Origin of the sequence: Phyllobacterium sp. CCNWLW109, assembly GCF_037203905.1 — a bacterium.
In the GTDB taxonomy this organism is placed as follows: Bacteria; Pseudomonadota; Alphaproteobacteria; order Rhizobiales; family Rhizobiaceae; genus Phyllobacterium; species Phyllobacterium ifriqiyense.
In genome coordinates, this window is the sequence record NZ_JBBCBK010000002.1 from 50,216 (window position 1) to 66,626 (window position 16,411).

Sequence of the window (16,411 nt, forward strand, 5' to 3'; positions counted from 1 at the left end):
CAACCTCGCTAAACCCTTCGATTTTGCCCCCAAGATTCCCTTCATTAGAAGGATTCTCCTTAAGCAAGAAAGGCTCCAACCATAACTTTTCATCTGTTTATGGTGTGAAACGGGAAAAAATCCTCTTGGCGCGATCCTTTTAAAAGTGAAAGCAATTGACGGAACCGCTGCAGCTTGGCAAACACTATGCAGCCAGTCGGCATATGCCTGCTGGCGTTCGTTTGCTTTCAAGAGGGGTTCCCCGTGACGCGCAGTTCTTATCTTTTTACCAGTGAGTCCGTTTCGGAAGGTCACCCGGACAAAGTCTGTGACCGTATTTCCGATGAAATCGTTGACATGATCTACAAAGAAGCGAAGAAAACAGGAGTTGATCCCTGGACTGTTCGTATTGCCTGCGAAACTCTGGCGACAACGAACCGGGTCGTAATAGCTGGCGAAGTCCGGGTTCCGGATACATTGCTGAAGAAAGATAAAAACGGCGCTGTCGTCAAGGATGCCAAAGGCCATCCGGTTATCAATCCTTCCAGATTCCGTGCTGCCGCCCGTCGCGCCATTCGCGACATTGGTTATGAACAGGAAGGCTTCAACTGGAAGACGGCGAAGATTGAAGTTCTGCTGCATCCCCAATCGGCAGATATTGCCCAAGGCGTCGATAATGCAGCCGATCGCCAAGGTGAAGAAGGCGCTGGCGACCAGGGCATCATGTTCGGCTACGCATGCCGCGAAACACCTGATCTCATGCCTGCTCCAATTTATTATTCCCATAAGATTCTGGAATTGCTGGCAGCAGCTCGTCACAAGGGCGAAGGCGATGCTGGCAAGCTTGGACCTGATGCCAAGAGCCAGGTTACTGTCCGCTATGTGGACGGTGTGGCGGCAGAAGCAACCCAAATCGTGCTTTCAACGCAGCATCTGGATGCAAGCTGGGACTCAAAAAAGGTCCGCAGCGTCGTTGAACCCTATATTCGCGAAGCTATGGGTGATCTGAAGATTGCTGACGATTGCGTCTGGTACATCAATCCTACGGGCAAGTTCGTCATTGGTGGTCCAGACGGCGATGCTGGCCTCACTGGCCGCAAAATCATTGTCGATACCTATGGCGGTGCTGCTCCTCATGGCGGCGGCGCTTTCTCGGGCAAGGACACAACCAAGGTTGACCGTTCTGCGGCATATGCAGCACGTTATCTTGCAAAGAACGTTGTAGCCGCGGGTTTTGCTGATCGCTGCACGATCCAGCTTTCCTATGCAATTGGCGTTGCCCAGCCGCTTTCGGTCTATGTTGATCTGCATGGCACGGGCAAAGTAAAGGAAGATGCGGTCGAGGAAGCCCTGCGCAAGGTTATGGACCTGTCGCCCTCCGGCATTCGTAAGCATCTTGACCTTAACAAGCCAATCTATGCCAAGACTTCGGCCTATGGCCATTTCGGACGGAAACCCGGCCGCGATGGGTCTTTCTCATGGGAAAAGACAGATCTTGCCAAGCAATTGAAGACAGCATTGGCCGCCTAAGCGGCCAATGTGGATAAATGGTATGACCGAGCCCAGACGCGAGCGTTCAACAGAAGCATTCTTCGGCAGGAGAAGCGGCAAGGCGCTGCGCCCTTTGCAGCGTTCCATCAGGGATGAACTCCTGCCTGAATTAAAGCTCGATCTTACTTCCCCAGCGCCCGGAGACCTCCGCAGTCTTTTTGCTGCCGAGGTTGACGTGGTGCGTATGGAGATTGGCTTCGGGGGCGGCGAGCATCTTGTGCATGAAGCCGCGCGTCATCCGGAAGCGGGCTTTATCGGCGTTGAGCCATTCGTCAACAGCATGGCGAAGCTGGTTGTTGATCTTCACGACAATCCGCTCGCCAATATCAGGCTTTACGACGACGACGCAACGCAAGTGCTCGATTGGCTGCCGGAAGCATCGCTTGATGGAATAGATCTTTTCTATCCTGATCCCTGGCCCAAGAAGAAGCATTGGAAGCGCCGTTTTATCAGCCAGAAAAATCTCGGTCGCTTTGCTCGTGTGTTGAAATCGGGCGGACGCTTTCGCTTTGCATCCGACATAGATACCTATGTAAATTGGACATTGCAGCACTGTCATGAACATAGTGAGTTCGATTGGCTTGCTGAAACAGCCGCTGATTGGCATACACCTTACGAAGCATGGCCGGGCACCCGCTATGAGCAGAAAGCTCATCGCGAAGGCAGGGTCGGCGCTTATCTGACATTTCTACGACGCTAAGCCTCTTTGCACGCTATTTCGCGTGACAGCTTCCTGACAGTTTTCTAGTATCATTCTAAAGACGAGGAGACCGCTGGGAGGCTGTCCATAGATATGCGCGTTAATCGTGGCAACAATGCCTGCGCAATCCTATGGCGACAACTTTCCAATCTTCGAAAAACTGAAAAAATCGATGGCCGAGGGCCGTTTTGGGAGGACTTCACACAATGCGTAAGATGTTGCTCGCTTTTGTAGCTGCCGGTGCAATGGCTATTTCCGGAAATGCCTTTGCCGCAGATTATAAAATAATGGCGCCGGCCGCACCCGGCGGCGGTTGGGATCAAACCGCCCGCACTCTCCAGACAGTGCTTCAGGAAGAGAAAATCTCGGGCAATGTGCAGGTCGTCAACGTGACCGGCGCGGGCGGTACGATTGGTCTCGCACAATTTGCAAACTCCGCCAAAGGCGATCCGTCGCAGCTGATCGTGGGTGGTTACGTGATGGTTGGTGCAATTCTCACCAATGCATCGCCAGTTACTTTGGAGCAGGTAACGCCAATTGCGCGCCTTACTGGCGAATACGAGGCATTGGTCGTGCCGGCTGCTTCTCCAATCAAGTCGATAGCCGATCTGGTCGAGAAGCTTAAGGCTGATCCCGGCGCAGTATCCTGGGGTGGCGGCTCGGCTGGCGGTACAGATCATATCACTGCAGGTCTTTTGGCCAAGGCAGCGGGTGTCGATCCAACCAAAGTAAACTACATTGCCTTTTCTGGCGGCGGCGAAGCACTTGCAGCCATTCTCGGTAATCAGGTGACGGTTGGTATCTCGGGTTACGGTGAGTTCGAATCGCAGATCAAGTCAGGTACTCTCCGTATTATCGGTATTTCCAGTGAGACCAAGGTTGAGGGCATTGATGCGCCAACCTTCAAGGAAGGTGGCCTCGACGTTTCCATCCAGAATTGGCGCATGGTCGCCGCGGCCCCCGGCATCACTAAGGAGCAGGAAGCGGCTATTGGCGCCGACATCGAAAAATTGGTTAAGTCCAAGGGCTGGCAGGAACAGTTGAAGGCCAAAGGTTGGGCTGACACATATCTTGCAGGCGATGCATTCAAGGCACAGCTGGCCAAGGATACGGAAGCAACGTCCGCTATCCTGAAAGATATCGGCTTGGTAAAATGACGCAGCAGTCATCACCCTCAAAAACGCGCCGCCCTGATCGGGCGGCGTTGGGCATTGCCGCCTTTCTGGCGGTTCTGGCCATCATAATCGGATACAGCACGGCCACCACTCATGGCGGCAGCGTCACACGGATTGGCCCCGCTGTTTTCCCATACGCCATCAGTATTGTTTTATTTATTTTGGCTATCTGGACTGTGTTCGAAGCCTTCCGTGGAGAATTTCCTGAGCGCGAGGCACAGGCGCCGGGCCCGGTCCTGTGGATTGTCGGTGGACTCGCCGCTCAAATGCTCCTTCTTAACGTTGTCGGCTTTTCAATTGCCACGGGCCTGTTATTTGCCGCGACAGCGCGAGGCTTCGGCAAAACGAAGCTTTGGGTAACGATACCTGCGGGCATCGTCCTTTCCTTTGTCGTCTGGGTACTCTTTGCCAAGGGGCTTCAATTGTCTCTGCCGGCAGGGCCGCCAGAACACTTCTTTTTTGGGAGTTAAGGTCAATGGACACGTTTGGATTGCTGTTCCAGGGCTTCGCCGTTGCGATGGACCCGATGAACCTTCTCTACGCCCTGATCGGCGTGACATTGGGCACCGCTGTTGGCGTGCTTCCGGGCATCGGCCCGGCTTTGACGGTGGCGCTTTTGCTACCCGTCACTTACAAACTGGACCCTGCCGGGTCACTCATCATGTTTGCCGGTATTTACTACGGGGGCATGTATGGCGGGTCAACGACATCCATCCTGCTGAACACACCGGGCGAAAGCTCTTCGATCGTCACGGCGCTTGAAGGCAATAAGATGGCCCGCGCGGGACGCGGCGGACCGGCTCTTGCCACGGCAGCAATTGGTTCCTTTGTAGCAGGTTTGATTGCGACCATCGGTCTGGCGCTTGTCGCGCCCTGGATAGTGAAGTTCGCCTTGTCGTTTGGACCTGCGGAGTATTTTGCTCTCATGGTTCTGGCGTTCATGACGGTTTCCGCGGCCTTTGGTGATTCTACTTTACGCGGCCTGACAGCGCTGTTCATCGGACTGGCACTGGGTCTGGTGGGGCAGGACCAATTGACAGGACAAGCAAGGCTTGCCTTCGGCATTCCCGATTTGCTTGACGGGATTGAAGTCACCACCTTGGCAGTCGCGCTTTTTGCGATTGGCGAAACACTTGCCGTTGCGGCCTCACGCTCTTCAATGGACGAAAAAATCGAAGCGGTTAAAGGTTCGATCTGGATGACCAAGGAAGATTGGTCACGTTCGTGGAAGCCATGGCTGCGCGGAACATTTATCGGCTTTCCTATCGGGGCAATGCCTGCCGGCGGTGCTGAAATCGGTACGTTCCTTTCCTACTCCGTGGAAAAGCAACTTGCGAAAAAGCCGGAAGAGTTTGGTCATGGCGCGATTGAGGGTGTGGCAGGACCGGAAGCGGCCAATAATGCCTCTGCCGCAGGTACATTGGTTCCACTGCTGACGCTTGGTTTGCCGACAACTGCAACTGCAGCGATCATGCTTGCGGGTTTCCAGCAATTCGGACTTCAGCCCGGGCCATTGCTGTTTGTAACAAGCCCGCAATTGGTGTGGGGCTTGATTGCCAGCCTTCTGGTAGCCAACCTTATGCTGCTGGTGCTGAATCTGCCACTTATCGGCCTTTGGGTGCGCTTGCTGTCTATTCCCAAGCCATGGCTTTATGCGGGCATTCTTGTTTTCGCGACGTTAGGCACGATAGGAGCAAATTCCGCAGTCTTTCAACTTGGATGGCTCGCCTTCTCGTTCGAATTGGCAATGCTGATACTTTTTGGATTGTTTGGCTACTTCATGCGGCAATTCGGTTATCCGATTGCGCCGGTTGTTGTCGGCCTTATCCTTGGCCCGATGGCTGAAACGCAACTACGTCGCGCCATCCAGATCAGTCAGGGCGACTTCTCCGTATTGGTCGGGTCACCAATCGCGGTAACCTTGCTGGTTCTGGCTGTCTGTGCGGTGGTTATACCGCTCATCATGCGTGCCCGAGGCCAAGGTAAAGTTCTGGCCTCGCTTGCAGCGAACGAAGACTAAGCTTCATTCACCGTCCACCGGACCGATTAGTTCCGGTGGATGGAGCTGAACTGAACCGGATCAATGCCCAGCGTGCGCAGATCAGAAGCAATTGGCTGGTGGCCAGTGCGTGTGGCTGACGCAACTGCGACGGCGCTGCCGAATACGTTCAGCATCCGGCTGATCTTGGAACTTGCGAAATTCTTGCTCATTTTATTCATCCTTTTCGCGTTTATATTGCGATGCAACAAAGATAGGGGTGAGAGGCAAGTTTAGTAAGAGCTTCTTATGCAAGGCAGCTATGCGAATTGACCTATACAGACCACAGGAGGTCTGGGTTCGCAGAAATTTGTCACGGCGCTTGAAAGTCTCCGCCCGTTTCGGTATATAGATCGTATATTCTTGGTCGTTAGAACAGGGGTGGGTCCACACAGGTCCCGCTCTTTTTTGTTTCTTGGGGCCAAAACAAGGAAAATTTGCGTGACAGACGGCACCAATACAGAAGAGCAAGCTATACCGGCAACTGGCCTGGAAGAGCGTATTATTACGGAAACCGGCATTGATGCACGTGTTGCTTCAATTATTGAGCCTGTACTTCAGTCTATAGGTTTCCGGCTTGTTCGGGCGCGCCTTTCAGGTCTTAATGGACTTACGCTACAGATTATGACTGAGCGGAACGATGGCACCATGACCGTTGAAGATTGTGAGCTTGTGAGCCGTACGCTGTCTCCGGTTCTTGATGTTGAAGATCCGATTGACCGGAATTATCATCTGGAAGTGTCCTCCCCGGGGATTGACCGTCCGCTCGTGCGGAAGTCGGATTTTTCGGTCTGGAGTGGGCATATCGTAAAGGTTGATACTTCCGCAGTTCTCGATGGCAGGAAAAAGTTTCGCGGCCGGATCGCCAACGTTACAGATCAATCAATAACGATCGAAAGCGATCAGGCGACCTATGGCGACAAGCCAGCTGTCGAGGTTCCATTCGAAATGATTGCCGATGCCCGTCTTATTTTAACGGATGATCTCATTCGCGATGCATTACGCCGCGACAAGGATCTGCGCGAAGGCCGCATACCAGAAGATAATAGCTCGGACGCTGACGAAGCGAACGCTTCGGACGAAGAGCAGAGCTAACAACCGGATTGAATTTCATACGCCCGCAGAGGAAGCGTGGTGGTGAACCCAAGGAGAAGAAAATGGCAGTCAGTGCAAACAGGCTAGAACTTCTGCAGATCGCCGACGCGGTTGCGCGCGAGAAGTCGATTGACCGCGAGATCGTTATTGCGGCTATGGCCGATGCCATTCAGAAAGCTGCGCGCTCGCGTTATGGCCAGGAAACCAATATCCGCGCCGACATCAACGCCAAGACGGGCGAAATCAAGTTGCAACGCCTGCTTGAAGTCGTCGAAACCGTTGAAGATCCGGTCACGCAGATTGGTATGGATGCCGCCCGCGATCGTAACCCTGATGCGCAGCCAGGCGATTTCCTTGCGGACCAATTGCCTCCGATGGATTTCGGTCGCATCGCGGCACAGTCTGCAAAACAGGTTATCGTGCAGAAAGTGCGCGAAGCAGAGCGCGACCGCCAGTATGACGAATACAAGGATCGCGTCGGCGAAATCATCAATGGTAGCGTCAAGCGCGTTGAATATGGCAATGTGATCGTCGATCTCGGTCGCGGTGAAGCTATTGTTCGTCGTGACGAATTGATCCCCCGCGAAACTTTCCGCTATGGGGACCGTGTTCGCGCCTATGTTTATGATGTGCGCCGCGAACAGCGCGGTCCGCAGATTTTCCTGAGCCGCACGCACCCGCAATTCATGGCGAAGCTTTTCACCATGGAAGTACCGGAAATTTATGACGGCATCATTGAAATCAAATCAGTAGCCCGTGATCCAGGTTCACGCGCTAAGATTGCTGTTATTTCGCGTGATTCGTCGATTGATCCAGTCGGCGCTTGCGTCGGTATGCGTGGTTCGCGCGTTCAGGCTGTTGTCGGTGAGCTTCAGGGCGAAAAGATCGACATTATTCCTTGGTCACCAGAGCCTGCTTCCTTCATCGTTAATGCATTGCAGCCGGCGGAAGTTTCCAAAGTTGTTCTCGATGAAGATGCCGAGCGTATTGAAGTTGTGGTTCCGGATGACCAATTATCACTAGCGATCGGTCGTCGCGGTCAGAATGTCCGCTTGGCCTCGCAATTGACAGGCTGGGATATCGACATCCTCACAGAGCAGGAAGAGTCCGAGCGCCGTCAGAAGGAATTTGTCGAACGCTCCAACCTGTTCATGGAAGCCTTGGACGTTGATGAAATGGTCGGTCAGGTTCTTGCCTCCGAAGGTTTTGCCAGCGTTGAAGAAATCGCTTATGTTGATAGCGACGATATTTCCTCGATCGATGGTTTCGACGAGGACACGGCGACTGAAATTCAACAGCGCGCGCAGGAATATCTGGGCCGAATCGAAGAAGAGCGTGATGCCCGCCGCAAGGAATTGGGTGTCTCGGACGAACTTCGTGATCTGCCAGGCATGACCAACGCGATTCTGGTTGCCGTCGGTGAAGACGGTGTCAAAACCGTGGAAGACTTTGCTGGCTATGCTGTTGACGAACTAACCGGATGGCGTGAGCGCAAGGACGGGGAAACTGTAAATTTCCCCGGCATTTTGTCGGCATTTGAAGTAAGCCGTGCAGATGCGGAACAGATGGTGCTCGCTGCTCGTTTGAAGGCTGGTTGGATCACGGAAGATGATCTCGTTGCAACCGAGACCGAAGCCGACGCTGAAGAAGAGGTTGCTGGCTGAGCCCAGTAGCTTGAAAATGGAAGCGGATATGAACGACAGAACGTGCATCGTCACGCGTGAAGCAGGTTCTGTCGATGACATGATCCGGTTTGTAGCTGGCCCCGATGGATCGGTTGTTGCTGACTTAAAGCACAACCTTCCCGGACGGGGATGTTGGGTCAAGGCCCAGCGGCGCTATATTGACGAAGCGGTAAAGCGAAAGCTTTTCCCGCGTGGACTGAAAACAGCGGTGACAGTTCCCGATAATTTCGGGCAGATCGTCGACCAGATGCTGGTAAAATCGGCTTTGGGAAGTTTTGGGTTGGCGCGAAAGGCCGGTGTTGTGATAACAGGGGCCGCAAAAGTGGATATCGCCATCCGCAACGGCACAGCAGGACTTGTGCTGCATGCTTCTGAAGCAGCGGAAGACGGCGTCCGAAAGCTTGACCAGGCCCGGCGTTCGGTAGTTTATGCCGACGGACCTGATATACCCGCCCTTTCATTGTTCAGTAGCGATGAAATGGATTTGGCATTGGGTGGGGTTAATGTGATACATGCTGCCGTACTCAGAGGGAGGGCAGCTGCCGGACTCATGAAACGAGTCTGGATGCTACAGCATTTTCGCGTGGGTCTGGACGAGCAGACTAGCGCTAAAGCGGCAACTGCTGCGAAGGAAACGGAAACGGAATGAGCGATATAAAATCGACAGACGACAAGACGCTTGGCGTCAATAAGAAAACCCTGACCCTGAAGCGGCCCGGTATCGAACAAAGCACGGTGCGCCAGAATTTCAGCCACGGGCGGACGAAGTCTGTTGTCGTTGAAACGAAGAAGCGCAAGTTCAGCCTGCCGGACCAGAAGCCGGAGGTTGCACCTGTTGCTGCTCCGGCTCCAGCGCCAGCACCTGTTCAGACAGCGCCTGCTGCGCCAGCGCCTGCTGCGCCAGTGACGGCGGCACCAGCTGCGCCGGCTGTATCCCAGCCAGCTGCCGCTGCGCCTCAGCCAGTTGCTGCTGCTCCTGCACCTGCGCCAGAACCTCGTTCGGCTGCGCCGGCACCCGCTGCCGCGCCATCCAGCAAGGCTACGGCACCGGCCACCCCTGCTCGCCCTGCACAGCGCGGTGGGGCTCAACCTTCATCGCCGCAGCGTCCCGGACAGCCATACCGTTCGTCCGGTCAGCGGCCGAATGATCGTTCAGGTATGGTCTTGAATACGCTATCGGCAGCCGAGCTTGAAGCGCGCCGCAAGGCTCTTGAAGGGTCTAAAGCACGCGATATTGAGGATCGGGCCAAGGCAGCTATCGAAGCTGCCCGCCGCGCAGAAGAAGATGCGTTGCGCGCCAAGGAGCGCGAAGAATCCGCTCGCCGTCAGGCAGAAGAAGAAGAGCGTCTGCGCAAGGAAGCTCAGGCCAAGCAGCGCGCTGAAGAAGAATCACGCAAGCGTCAACCCGAGTCTGCCGCTACTGAAGAGGCTAGCTCGAAAGTATCCGTTCGCAAGACCAATGTTGCGGAAGAAGAAGAGACCCGCCGCGGTAGTCCGGCAGGCGCGCGTCGCGGCAGCAGTGCTGCCCCGGCAAAGCCTGAAGTTCGCACCCCTAAGGTTGTCAAAGGTGAAGATGAACGCCGTCGCGGCAAGCTGACATTGGGCTCTGCGCTCAATGATGAAGGCCGCAGCCGTTCGCTTTCCGCCATGCGCCGCCGCCAGGAGAAGTTCAAGCGCGGCATGCAGCAGGAAACACGCGAAAAGATCGCGCGTGAAGTCGTTCTGCCGGAAACCATCACCATTCAAGAACTTGCCCAGCGTATGGCTGAGCGTTCGGTCGACGTCATCAAATATTTGATGAAAGAAGGCCAGATGATGAAGCCGGGCGATTTGATCGATGCCGATATGGCTCAGCTGATTGCCGAAGAATTCGGTCACACGGTTCGCCGCGTTGCCGAATCGGATGTTGAAGAGGGCATCTTTAACGTTCAGGATGATCAGGGTGCATTCGTATCACGGCCACCTGTTGTCACCATTATGGGTCACGTCGATCACGGCAAGACGTCATTGCTGGACGCTATCCGCAAGGCGAACGTTGTATCCGGTGAAGCCGGTGGCATTACCCAGCATATTGGTGCTTACCAAGTCGAGCAGAACGGTCAGAAGATCACCTTCATCGATACGCCGGGCCACGCTGCCTTCACGGCAATGCGCGCACGCGGTGCCCAAGCAACCGATATCGCCATTCTGGTGGTTGCGGCTGATGATAGCGTGATGCCGCAGACGATTGAATCAATCAATCATGCCAAGGCGGCAGGCGTTCCGATCATTGTCGCGATCAACAAGATCGACAAGCCTTCTGCCGATCCGCAGAAGGTGCGTAACGGATTGCTTCAGCACGAAGTTTTCGTAGAATCGATGGGCGGCGAAACGCTGGACGTTGAGGTGTCTGCGAAAACCGGCGTTGGCCTGGACAAGCTTCTTGAAACAATCTTGCTTCAGGCAGAAGTTCTGGATCTCAAGGCCGATCCAATTCGTACGGCGGAAGGTGTGGTTATCGAAGCCAAGCTTGATCGCGGTCGCGGTTCGGTGGCTACTGTTCTCGTGCAGAAGGGTACTCTGCACCCTGGCGACATCATTGTTGCCGGTAGTGAATGGGGCCGTGTTCGCGCACTGATCAATGACCGTGGCGAAAACATGAAGGATGCCGGACCGGCCATGCCGGTTGAGGTTCTCGGTCTTGGCGGACCGCCACAGGCGGGTGATCGTTTTGCCGTTGTTGAAAACGAAGCCAAGGCACGCGAGATTTCCGAATATCGCACACGTCTGGCCCGTGAAAAGGCTGTGGCCAAGCAAGCCGGTTCTCGCGGATCGCTCGAGCAGATGATGAGCCAGTTGCAAGTTACCGGCTTGAAAGAGTTCCCATTGCTCATCAAGGGTGACGTACAGGGCTCAATCGAAGCCATTGCCGGCGCTCTCGACAAGCTGGGTACTGAAGAAGTACGCGCGCGCATCATCCATTCGGGTGCGGGCGGAATCACCGAAAGTGATATCGCGCTTGCAGAAGCATCGAACGCTGCAATCATCGGCTTCAACGTACGCGCCAACAAGCAGGCTCGTGATCTGGCTGAACGCGAAGGCATCGAAATTCGCTACTACAACATCATCTACGATCTGGTCGATGATGTGAAAGCAGCAATGTCCGGTCTTCTTTCTCCAGAACGCCGCGAAACCTTCATCGGCAATGCGGAAATTCTGGAAGTCTTCAATATCACGAAGGTCGGCAAGGTCGCCGGTTGCCGTGTCACGGAAGGCAAGGTCGAACGTGGTGCAGGCGTACGCCTCATCCGCGACAACGTTGTCATCCACGAAGGCAAGCTCAAGACGCTCAAGCGCTTCAAGGATGAAGTATCCGAAGTGCCGATGGGTCAGGAATGCGGTATGGCGTTTGAAAACTACGAGGATATTCGCGCAGGCGATACAATCGAAGCTTTCCGCGTCGAACATGTAACCCGCACGCTCTAAACTCAAGCGTCTCGATTATTGATAACAGGATCGCCGGAATAATAATCCGGCGATCTCTTGTTTGTCTGGATAGGTAATAATGGCTCGTTTTGCTACCGGATCAGGTCCATCTCAACGCCAGCTACGCGTCAGCGAGCAGGTGCGACATGCGGTTTCACAAGTGCTGCAACGGGGCGATGTGCGGGATGACAAGCTTGAGAATGCCGTCATTGCAATCTCCGAAGTGCGCATGTCACCGGATTTGAAGATTGCTACCTGTTTCGTATCGCCCGTCGGTGCAACGGATAGTGAAGGTGTCATTACCGCCCTGAACAAGCATGCTAAATTTATCCGCGGGCGTGCAGGAACATACCTTAAATCCATGAAATATATGCCGGAATTTCGCTTTCGCATTGATACAAGCTTCGATAATTACGCGAAGATTGACGCTTTGCTGCGCAAACCGGAGGTCACACGCGATCTGGATGATGACCATGACGATGATGATGGCGGCGATCCGAATCCGGGCGATGTGCCGGGGCATGGCGATAATTAAATGGCAAGACAGCGCAAGAAAAAGGGCCGTCCGGTATCCGGCTGGCTGATCTTTGACAAGCCGAAAGGCATGGGCTCGACGGAGGCCGTCTCCAAAATAAAATGGCTGTTCAAAGCGGAAAAAGCTGGTCATGCGGGCACGCTTGATCCCTTGGCTTCGGGCATGTTGCCGATTGCCCTGGGCGAGGCGACCAAAACCGTGCCCTATGTGATGGATGGCACAAAGATTTATCGCTTCACGGTGAGCTGGGGTGCCGAACGCACGACAGATGATCTGGAAGGTGAAATCAGCGCTACATCGGATAATCGCCCAGACGAAGCGGCGATCAAGGCGGTACTGCCGAAATATACTGGTGTGATTCAGCAGACCCCACCGAAATTCTCAGCCATCAAGATCGCTGGCGAACGGGCCTATGATCTGGCACGCGGCGGCGAAGAGGTCGAGATACCTGCGCGAGAAGTCGAGATTGACCGGCTTGAGCTGATTGAACGCCCTGACGAGGCTACTGCAATTTTTGAAGTTGAGTGTGGCAAAGGCACCTACGTGCGCTCGCTCGCCCGCGATATGGGTCGTGATCTTGGGTGTTACGGCCACATTGCCGATCTGCGTCGAACGGAAGTTGCGCCTTTCGATGAGGCAGATTTTGTAACACTCGAAGAACTTGAAGCTGCTCATCCCCCGGCACCCGCCGAAGGGGAGGGTGACGAAGGCTCATATGAGCGTCTTGCCGAACGTTTCTCTGTTATGGATGCCTTTTTGATCGATACGGGCGCTGCGCTGGAAAGTCTGCCGCAAATTGCCATATCTGACGATCAAGCGCATCGGATTCGCATGGGCAATCCGATTATTTTGCGAGGCCGTGACGCACCTGTGGAGGCTGATGAGGCCTGTGTAACAGCCAAGGGCAAGCTTCTAGCCATTGGCTTTATCGAGCATGGACAATTCAACCCCAAGCGGGTTTTTGCGCATTAGGCCTTTACATAGACCCAGGCTTTGATGCCGGATTTCAGGCGGACTTCAATTCGCTTGTAGTCTGAAACCTCATAGGCATCGGCAGCAGCGAGTTCTTGCTCGGTAATGTGAAATAGGGTTCCCTCTACCTCGTCTGCAGGATTACCACTCGGCCTGACAATGGGATGAACATTGCTACCGCTTGCCCGAATGACATCGGGATCAGTGATTTCCACCATTGAGCGGCTGAACCCCGGAATGGCATCCTTGTAACCGGTAAGCAACCGCCCGAACGACGATATTTGAACGCTCTCCAATTGCAGGGTCCCGTAGGAGAACAGGTTGATCCACGGAGTGTCATTCATAATGCAGGCTTCCCAATTTAGTTGGGAGCATATTTGCGGCAAATGCTTTCACATTCGCAATAGCGAAAATCAGCGCTATCGGCCGGAAAAGCTCCAAGAATCATTTGCGACTGGTAATTCGTCACAATTTCGACTATACGGCCCCAAGCTTCAGGCTTTGTCTGTCGCTTTAACTGGCCCCCGCTGGACGACATCCCGGCCGTGGGCATCCTGTTTTCCTCTTCAAAAGAAAGGATATACGATGTCGATAACCGCTGAACGCAAGCAGGCAGTGATCACTGAATATGCAACGAAGCCAGGCGATACCGGTTCTCCGGAAGTCCAGGTTGCAGTTCTGACAGAGCGCATTGTCAATTTGACCGAACATTTCAAGGACCACAAAAAGGATAACCATTCCCGCCGTGGTCTTCTCAAGCTCGTCTCGACGCGCCGCAGCCTTCTTGATTATCTCAAGAAGATTGATCAGAGCCGCTACCAGACGCTGATCGAAAAGCTCGGCCTGCGCCGCTAATAACGGATTGAAACCGGCGGTGACATTGCTGTCCCGCCGGTTTCTACTCATTCCTTCAAGGAATGAAGAATACCCATGAGACAGGTCATGGGGCAGGATTGCTGGCAACTCGTTATGCGAGTTGCAAATTGTCTTGCCCGTGATTGGTCTAAACGAAACGGAAGAAAGATGCTGCGATCCAAAGGGAAGCGCGTTTTTCTCCACTCAAGGACAAGATATGTTTAATCAACACAAAGTTGAAATCGAATGGGGCGGACGTCTGCTCATTCTGGAAACCGGCAAGATCGCCCGCCAGGCTGATGGCGCGGTTCTGGCCACTTATGGTGAGACAGTCGTGCTTGCCACTGTTGTTTCCGCCAAGGCACCAAAGGCTGGTCAGGACTTTTTCCCACTGACTGTCAACTATCAGGAAAAGACCTACGCAGCCGGCAAAATTCCTGGTGGTTACTTTAAGCGTGAAGGCCGTCCCAGCGAAAACGAAACACTGGTTTCGCGCCTGATCGACCGTCCGATCCGTCCTCTCTTTGCTGACGGCTACAAGAATGACACCCAGGTCGTTCTGACTGTTATCCAGCATGATCTTGAAAACAATCCGGACATCATCTCGCTGATCGGCGCTTCCGCTGCTCTGACACTTTCCGGCGTTCCTTTCATGGGCCCGATCGGTGGCGCACGCGTTGGCTACATCAATGGCGAATACCGCCTGAACCCAACTGTCGATGAAATGCCTGAATCGAGCCTAGATCTGGTCGTCGCCGGTACAGGCGAGGCAGTTCTGATGGTTGAATCGGAAGCCAAGGAATTGGCGGAAGACATCATGCTCGGCGCTGTCATGTTCGGTCATCGCAGTTTCCAGCCGGTTATCGATGCGATCATCAAGCTTGCTGAAGTCGCTGCCAAAGAGCCACGCGATTTCCAGACCGATGACCTTTCAGCAGCAGAAGCTGCTGTCCTCAAGGTTGTTGAGGCAGATTTGCGCGCCGCTTACAAGATCATTGACAAGCAGGATCGCTACAACGCGGTTGACGCTGCCAAGGCTAAGGTGAAGGCGCATTTCTTCCCTGAAGGCGTTGAAGAGCCAGAATTTTCCGCAGAAGAAATCGCGACCGTATTCAAGTCAGTTCAGGCGAAGATCGTTCGCTGGAACATTCTCGACACAGGCAGCCGCATCGATGGCCGCGATCTTTCAACAGTTCGCCCTATCGTTTCGGAAGTTGGTCTTTTGCCCCGTACACACGGTTCGGCTCTGTTCACCCGTGGTGAAACACAGGCCATCGTTGTTGCTACGCTCGGCACAGGCGAAGACGAGCAATATATCGACTCGCTGACCGGCATGTACAAAGAGACATTCATGCTTCACTACAATTTCCCGCCCTATTCGGTCGGTGAAACAGGTCGCATGGGTTCGCCAGGCCGTCGTGAAATCGGTCATGGCAAGCTTGCATGGCGTGCTATTCATCCGGTTCTGCCTGCCAAGGAACAGTTCCCTTACACGCTGCGTACAGTCTCCGAGATCACTGAATCCAATGGTTCATCCTCGATGGCTACGGTTTGCGGAACATCGCTTGCCCTTATGGATGCTGGCGTTCCACTGCTGCGTCCCGTTGCTGGTATCGCAATGGGCTTGATCCTGGAAGGCGAGAAATTCGCTGTTCTTTCCGACATTCTCGGCGACGAAGATCATCTTGGCGATATGGACTTCAAGGTGGCCGGTTCTGAAAATGGTATCACTGCTCTGCAGATGGATATCAAGATCGACGGCATCACCGAAGAGATCATGAAGGTTGCTTTGGCTCAGGCCAAGGATGGTCGTCTGCATATTCTTGGTGAAATGGCAAAGGCCATCACTGAAGGCCGTTCGGAACTCGGTGAATTTGCACCACGCATTGAAGTCATGAACATTCCGACCGACAAGATCCGTGATGTTATCGGTTCAGGCGGCAAGGTCATTCGCGAAATCGTCGAAAAGACGGGCGCGAAGATTAACATTGAAGACGATGGTACAGTCAAGATTGCATCGTCCTCTGCCAAGGAAATCGAAGCTGCCCGCAAGTGGATCCACTCCATCGTTGCAGAACCTGAAGTAGGCGAGATTTATGAAGGAACAGTCGTTAAGACTGCTGACTTCGGCGCATTCGTAAACTTCTTTGGTCCACGCGACGGCTTGGTTCATATCTCGCAGCTTGCTTCCGATCGCGTTGCCAAGACTTCAGATGTTGTCAAAGAAGGCCAGAAGGTCTGGGTCAAGCTCATGGGCTTTGACGAACGTGGCAAGGTTCGCCTGTCGATGAAGGTTGTCGATCAGGAAACCGGCAAGGAAATCGTTCAGGAAAAGAAGGCTCAGGAAGACGCTGAGTAATC

15 protein-coding genes are annotated in these 16,411 nt (G+C 54.0%); 13 read left to right on the plus strand and 2 right to left on the minus strand.

Annotated features, from left to right (window positions below):
* Positions 1-243 precede the first annotated feature (243 nt).
* The 5 genes from metK (at position 244) to V9K92_RS05560 (ending at position 5,425) form a co-directional block, all read left to right on the plus strand.
* Positions 244-1,509, plus strand: a complete 1,266-nt coding sequence (gene metK, locus V9K92_RS05540) for a methionine adenosyltransferase (RefSeq protein WP_115051615.1) — start codon at positions 244-246, stop codon at positions 1,507-1,509.
* A gap of 22 nt (positions 1,510-1,531) precedes the next feature.
* Positions 1,532-2,230 carry a tRNA (guanosine(46)-N7)-methyltransferase TrmB gene (gene trmB, locus V9K92_RS05545; protein WP_115051427.1) on the plus strand — a complete coding sequence of 233 codons (699 nt, stop codon included), beginning with the start codon at positions 1,532-1,534 and terminating at the stop codon, positions 2,228-2,230.
* Between the two features lie 206 nt (positions 2,231-2,436).
* Positions 2,437-3,387, plus strand: a complete 951-nt coding sequence (locus V9K92_RS05550) for a Bug family tripartite tricarboxylate transporter substrate binding protein (protein ID WP_115051426.1) — start codon at positions 2,437-2,439, stop codon at positions 3,385-3,387.
* Positions 3,384-3,875: a tripartite tricarboxylate transporter TctB family protein gene (locus V9K92_RS05555; protein WP_337353525.1), complete on the plus strand. Its 492-nt coding sequence runs from the start codon at positions 3,384-3,386 to the stop codon at positions 3,873-3,875. Before V9K92_RS05550 ends, V9K92_RS05555 begins: the two co-directional genes overlap by 4 nt.
* Before the next feature lie 5 nt (positions 3,876-3,880).
* Complete coding sequence (locus V9K92_RS05560) at positions 3,881-5,425, plus strand: tripartite tricarboxylate transporter permease (protein ID WP_115051424.1); 1,545 nt, start codon at positions 3,881-3,883, stop codon at positions 5,423-5,425.
* 26 nt (positions 5,426-5,451) lie between these two features.
* Here the strand turns inward: V9K92_RS05560 and V9K92_RS05565 are convergent, their stop codons facing one another.
* Positions 5,452-5,616, minus strand: a complete 165-nt coding sequence (locus tag V9K92_RS05565) for a hypothetical protein (RefSeq protein WP_337353526.1) — start codon at positions 5,614-5,616, stop codon at positions 5,452-5,454.
* Between the two features lie 268 nt (positions 5,617-5,884).
* Here V9K92_RS05565 and rimP point away from each other — a divergent pair, with 268 nt between their 5' ends.
* From rimP to truB, 6 genes are all read left to right on the plus strand, one after another.
* Complete coding sequence (rimP, locus tag V9K92_RS05570) at positions 5,885-6,538, plus strand: ribosome maturation factor RimP (protein ID WP_115051423.1); 654 nt, start codon at positions 5,885-5,887, stop codon at positions 6,536-6,538.
* Positions 6,539-6,600: 62 nt separating this feature from the next.
* Positions 6,601-8,202, plus strand: coding sequence for a transcription termination factor NusA (gene nusA / locus V9K92_RS05575; protein WP_115051422.1), 1,602 nt, complete (start codon positions 6,601-6,603; stop codon positions 8,200-8,202).
* Positions 8,203-8,218: 16 nt separating this feature from the next.
* A complete protein-coding gene (locus tag V9K92_RS05580; protein ID WP_115051421.1) occupies positions 8,219-8,872 on the plus strand; it encodes an RNA-binding protein in 654 nt (217 codons plus the stop codon).
* Positions 8,869-11,688, plus strand: coding sequence for a translation initiation factor IF-2 (gene infB / locus V9K92_RS05585; protein WP_337353527.1), 2,820 nt, complete (start codon positions 8,869-8,871; stop codon positions 11,686-11,688). The genes V9K92_RS05580 and infB overlap by 4 nt, the downstream gene beginning before the upstream one ends.
* 79 nt (positions 11,689-11,767) lie before the next feature.
* Positions 11,768-12,223, plus strand: a complete 456-nt coding sequence (gene rbfA, locus V9K92_RS05590) for a 30S ribosome-binding factor RbfA (RefSeq protein WP_115051419.1) — start codon at positions 11,768-11,770, stop codon at positions 12,221-12,223.
* The gene (gene truB / locus V9K92_RS05595; protein ID WP_115051418.1) at positions 12,224-13,195 is read left to right on the plus strand and encodes a tRNA pseudouridine(55) synthase TruB; all 972 of its coding nucleotides are present in this window, start codon (positions 12,224-12,226) and stop codon (positions 13,193-13,195) included.
* Here the strand turns inward: truB and V9K92_RS05600 are convergent.
* Complete coding sequence (locus V9K92_RS05600) at positions 13,192-13,539, minus strand: gamma-glutamylcyclotransferase family protein (protein ID WP_336440680.1); 348 nt, start codon at positions 13,537-13,539, stop codon at positions 13,192-13,194. The genes truB and V9K92_RS05600 overlap by 4 nt on opposite strands.
* Positions 13,540-13,780: 241 nt before the next feature.
* Here V9K92_RS05600 and rpsO point away from each other — a divergent pair, with 241 nt between their 5' ends.
* Together rpsO and pnp are read left to right on the plus strand one after the other, a co-directional pair.
* Complete coding sequence (gene rpsO / locus V9K92_RS05605) at positions 13,781-14,050, plus strand: 30S ribosomal protein S15 (protein WP_008122441.1); 270 nt, start codon at positions 13,781-13,783, stop codon at positions 14,048-14,050.
* A gap of 217 nt (positions 14,051-14,267) precedes the next feature.
* Positions 14,268-16,409 carry a polyribonucleotide nucleotidyltransferase gene (gene pnp / locus V9K92_RS05610; protein ID WP_337353528.1) on the plus strand — a complete coding sequence of 714 codons (2,142 nt, stop codon included), beginning with the start codon at positions 14,268-14,270 and terminating at the stop codon, positions 16,407-16,409.
* Positions 16,410-16,411: the final 2 nt, after the last annotated feature.

Bases quoted from the DNA above. Each gene is read 5' to 3' on its own strand.
- rbfA (WP_115051419.1), top strand. From the start codon at position 11,768: ATGGCTCGTTTTGCTACCGGATCAGGTCCATCTCAACGCCAGCTACGC.
- infB (WP_337353527.1), top strand. From the start codon at position 8,869: ATGAGCGATATAAAATCGACAGACGACAAGACGCTTGGCGTCAATAAG.
- truB (WP_115051418.1), top strand. From the start codon at position 12,224: ATGGCAAGACAGCGCAAGAAAAAGGGCCGTCCGGTATCCGGCTGGCTG.
- nusA (WP_115051422.1), top strand. From the start codon at position 6,601: ATGGCAGTCAGTGCAAACAGGCTAGAACTTCTGCAGATCGCCGACGCG.
- rpsO (WP_008122441.1), top strand. From the start codon at position 13,781: ATGTCGATAACCGCTGAACGCAAGCAGGCAGTGATCACTGAATATGCA.
- V9K92_RS05600 (WP_336440680.1), bottom strand. From the start codon at position 13,539: ATGAATGACACTCCGTGGATCAACCTGTTCTCCTACGGGACCCTGCAA.
- pnp (WP_337353528.1), top strand. From the start codon at position 14,268: ATGTTTAATCAACACAAAGTTGAAATCGAATGGGGCGGACGTCTGCTC.
- V9K92_RS05565 (WP_337353526.1), bottom strand. From the start codon at position 5,616: ATGAGCAAGAATTTCGCAAGTTCCAAGATCAGCCGGATGCTGAACGTA.
- V9K92_RS05550 (WP_115051426.1), top strand. From the start codon at position 2,437: ATGCGTAAGATGTTGCTCGCTTTTGTAGCTGCCGGTGCAATGGCTATT.
- V9K92_RS05555 (WP_337353525.1), top strand. From the start codon at position 3,384: ATGACGCAGCAGTCATCACCCTCAAAAACGCGCCGCCCTGATCGGGCG.
- V9K92_RS05580 (WP_115051421.1), top strand. From the start codon at position 8,219: ATGGAAGCGGATATGAACGACAGAACGTGCATCGTCACGCGTGAAGCA.
- trmB (WP_115051427.1), top strand. From the start codon at position 1,532: ATGACCGAGCCCAGACGCGAGCGTTCAACAGAAGCATTCTTCGGCAGG.
- V9K92_RS05560 (WP_115051424.1), top strand. From the start codon at position 3,881: ATGGACACGTTTGGATTGCTGTTCCAGGGCTTCGCCGTTGCGATGGAC.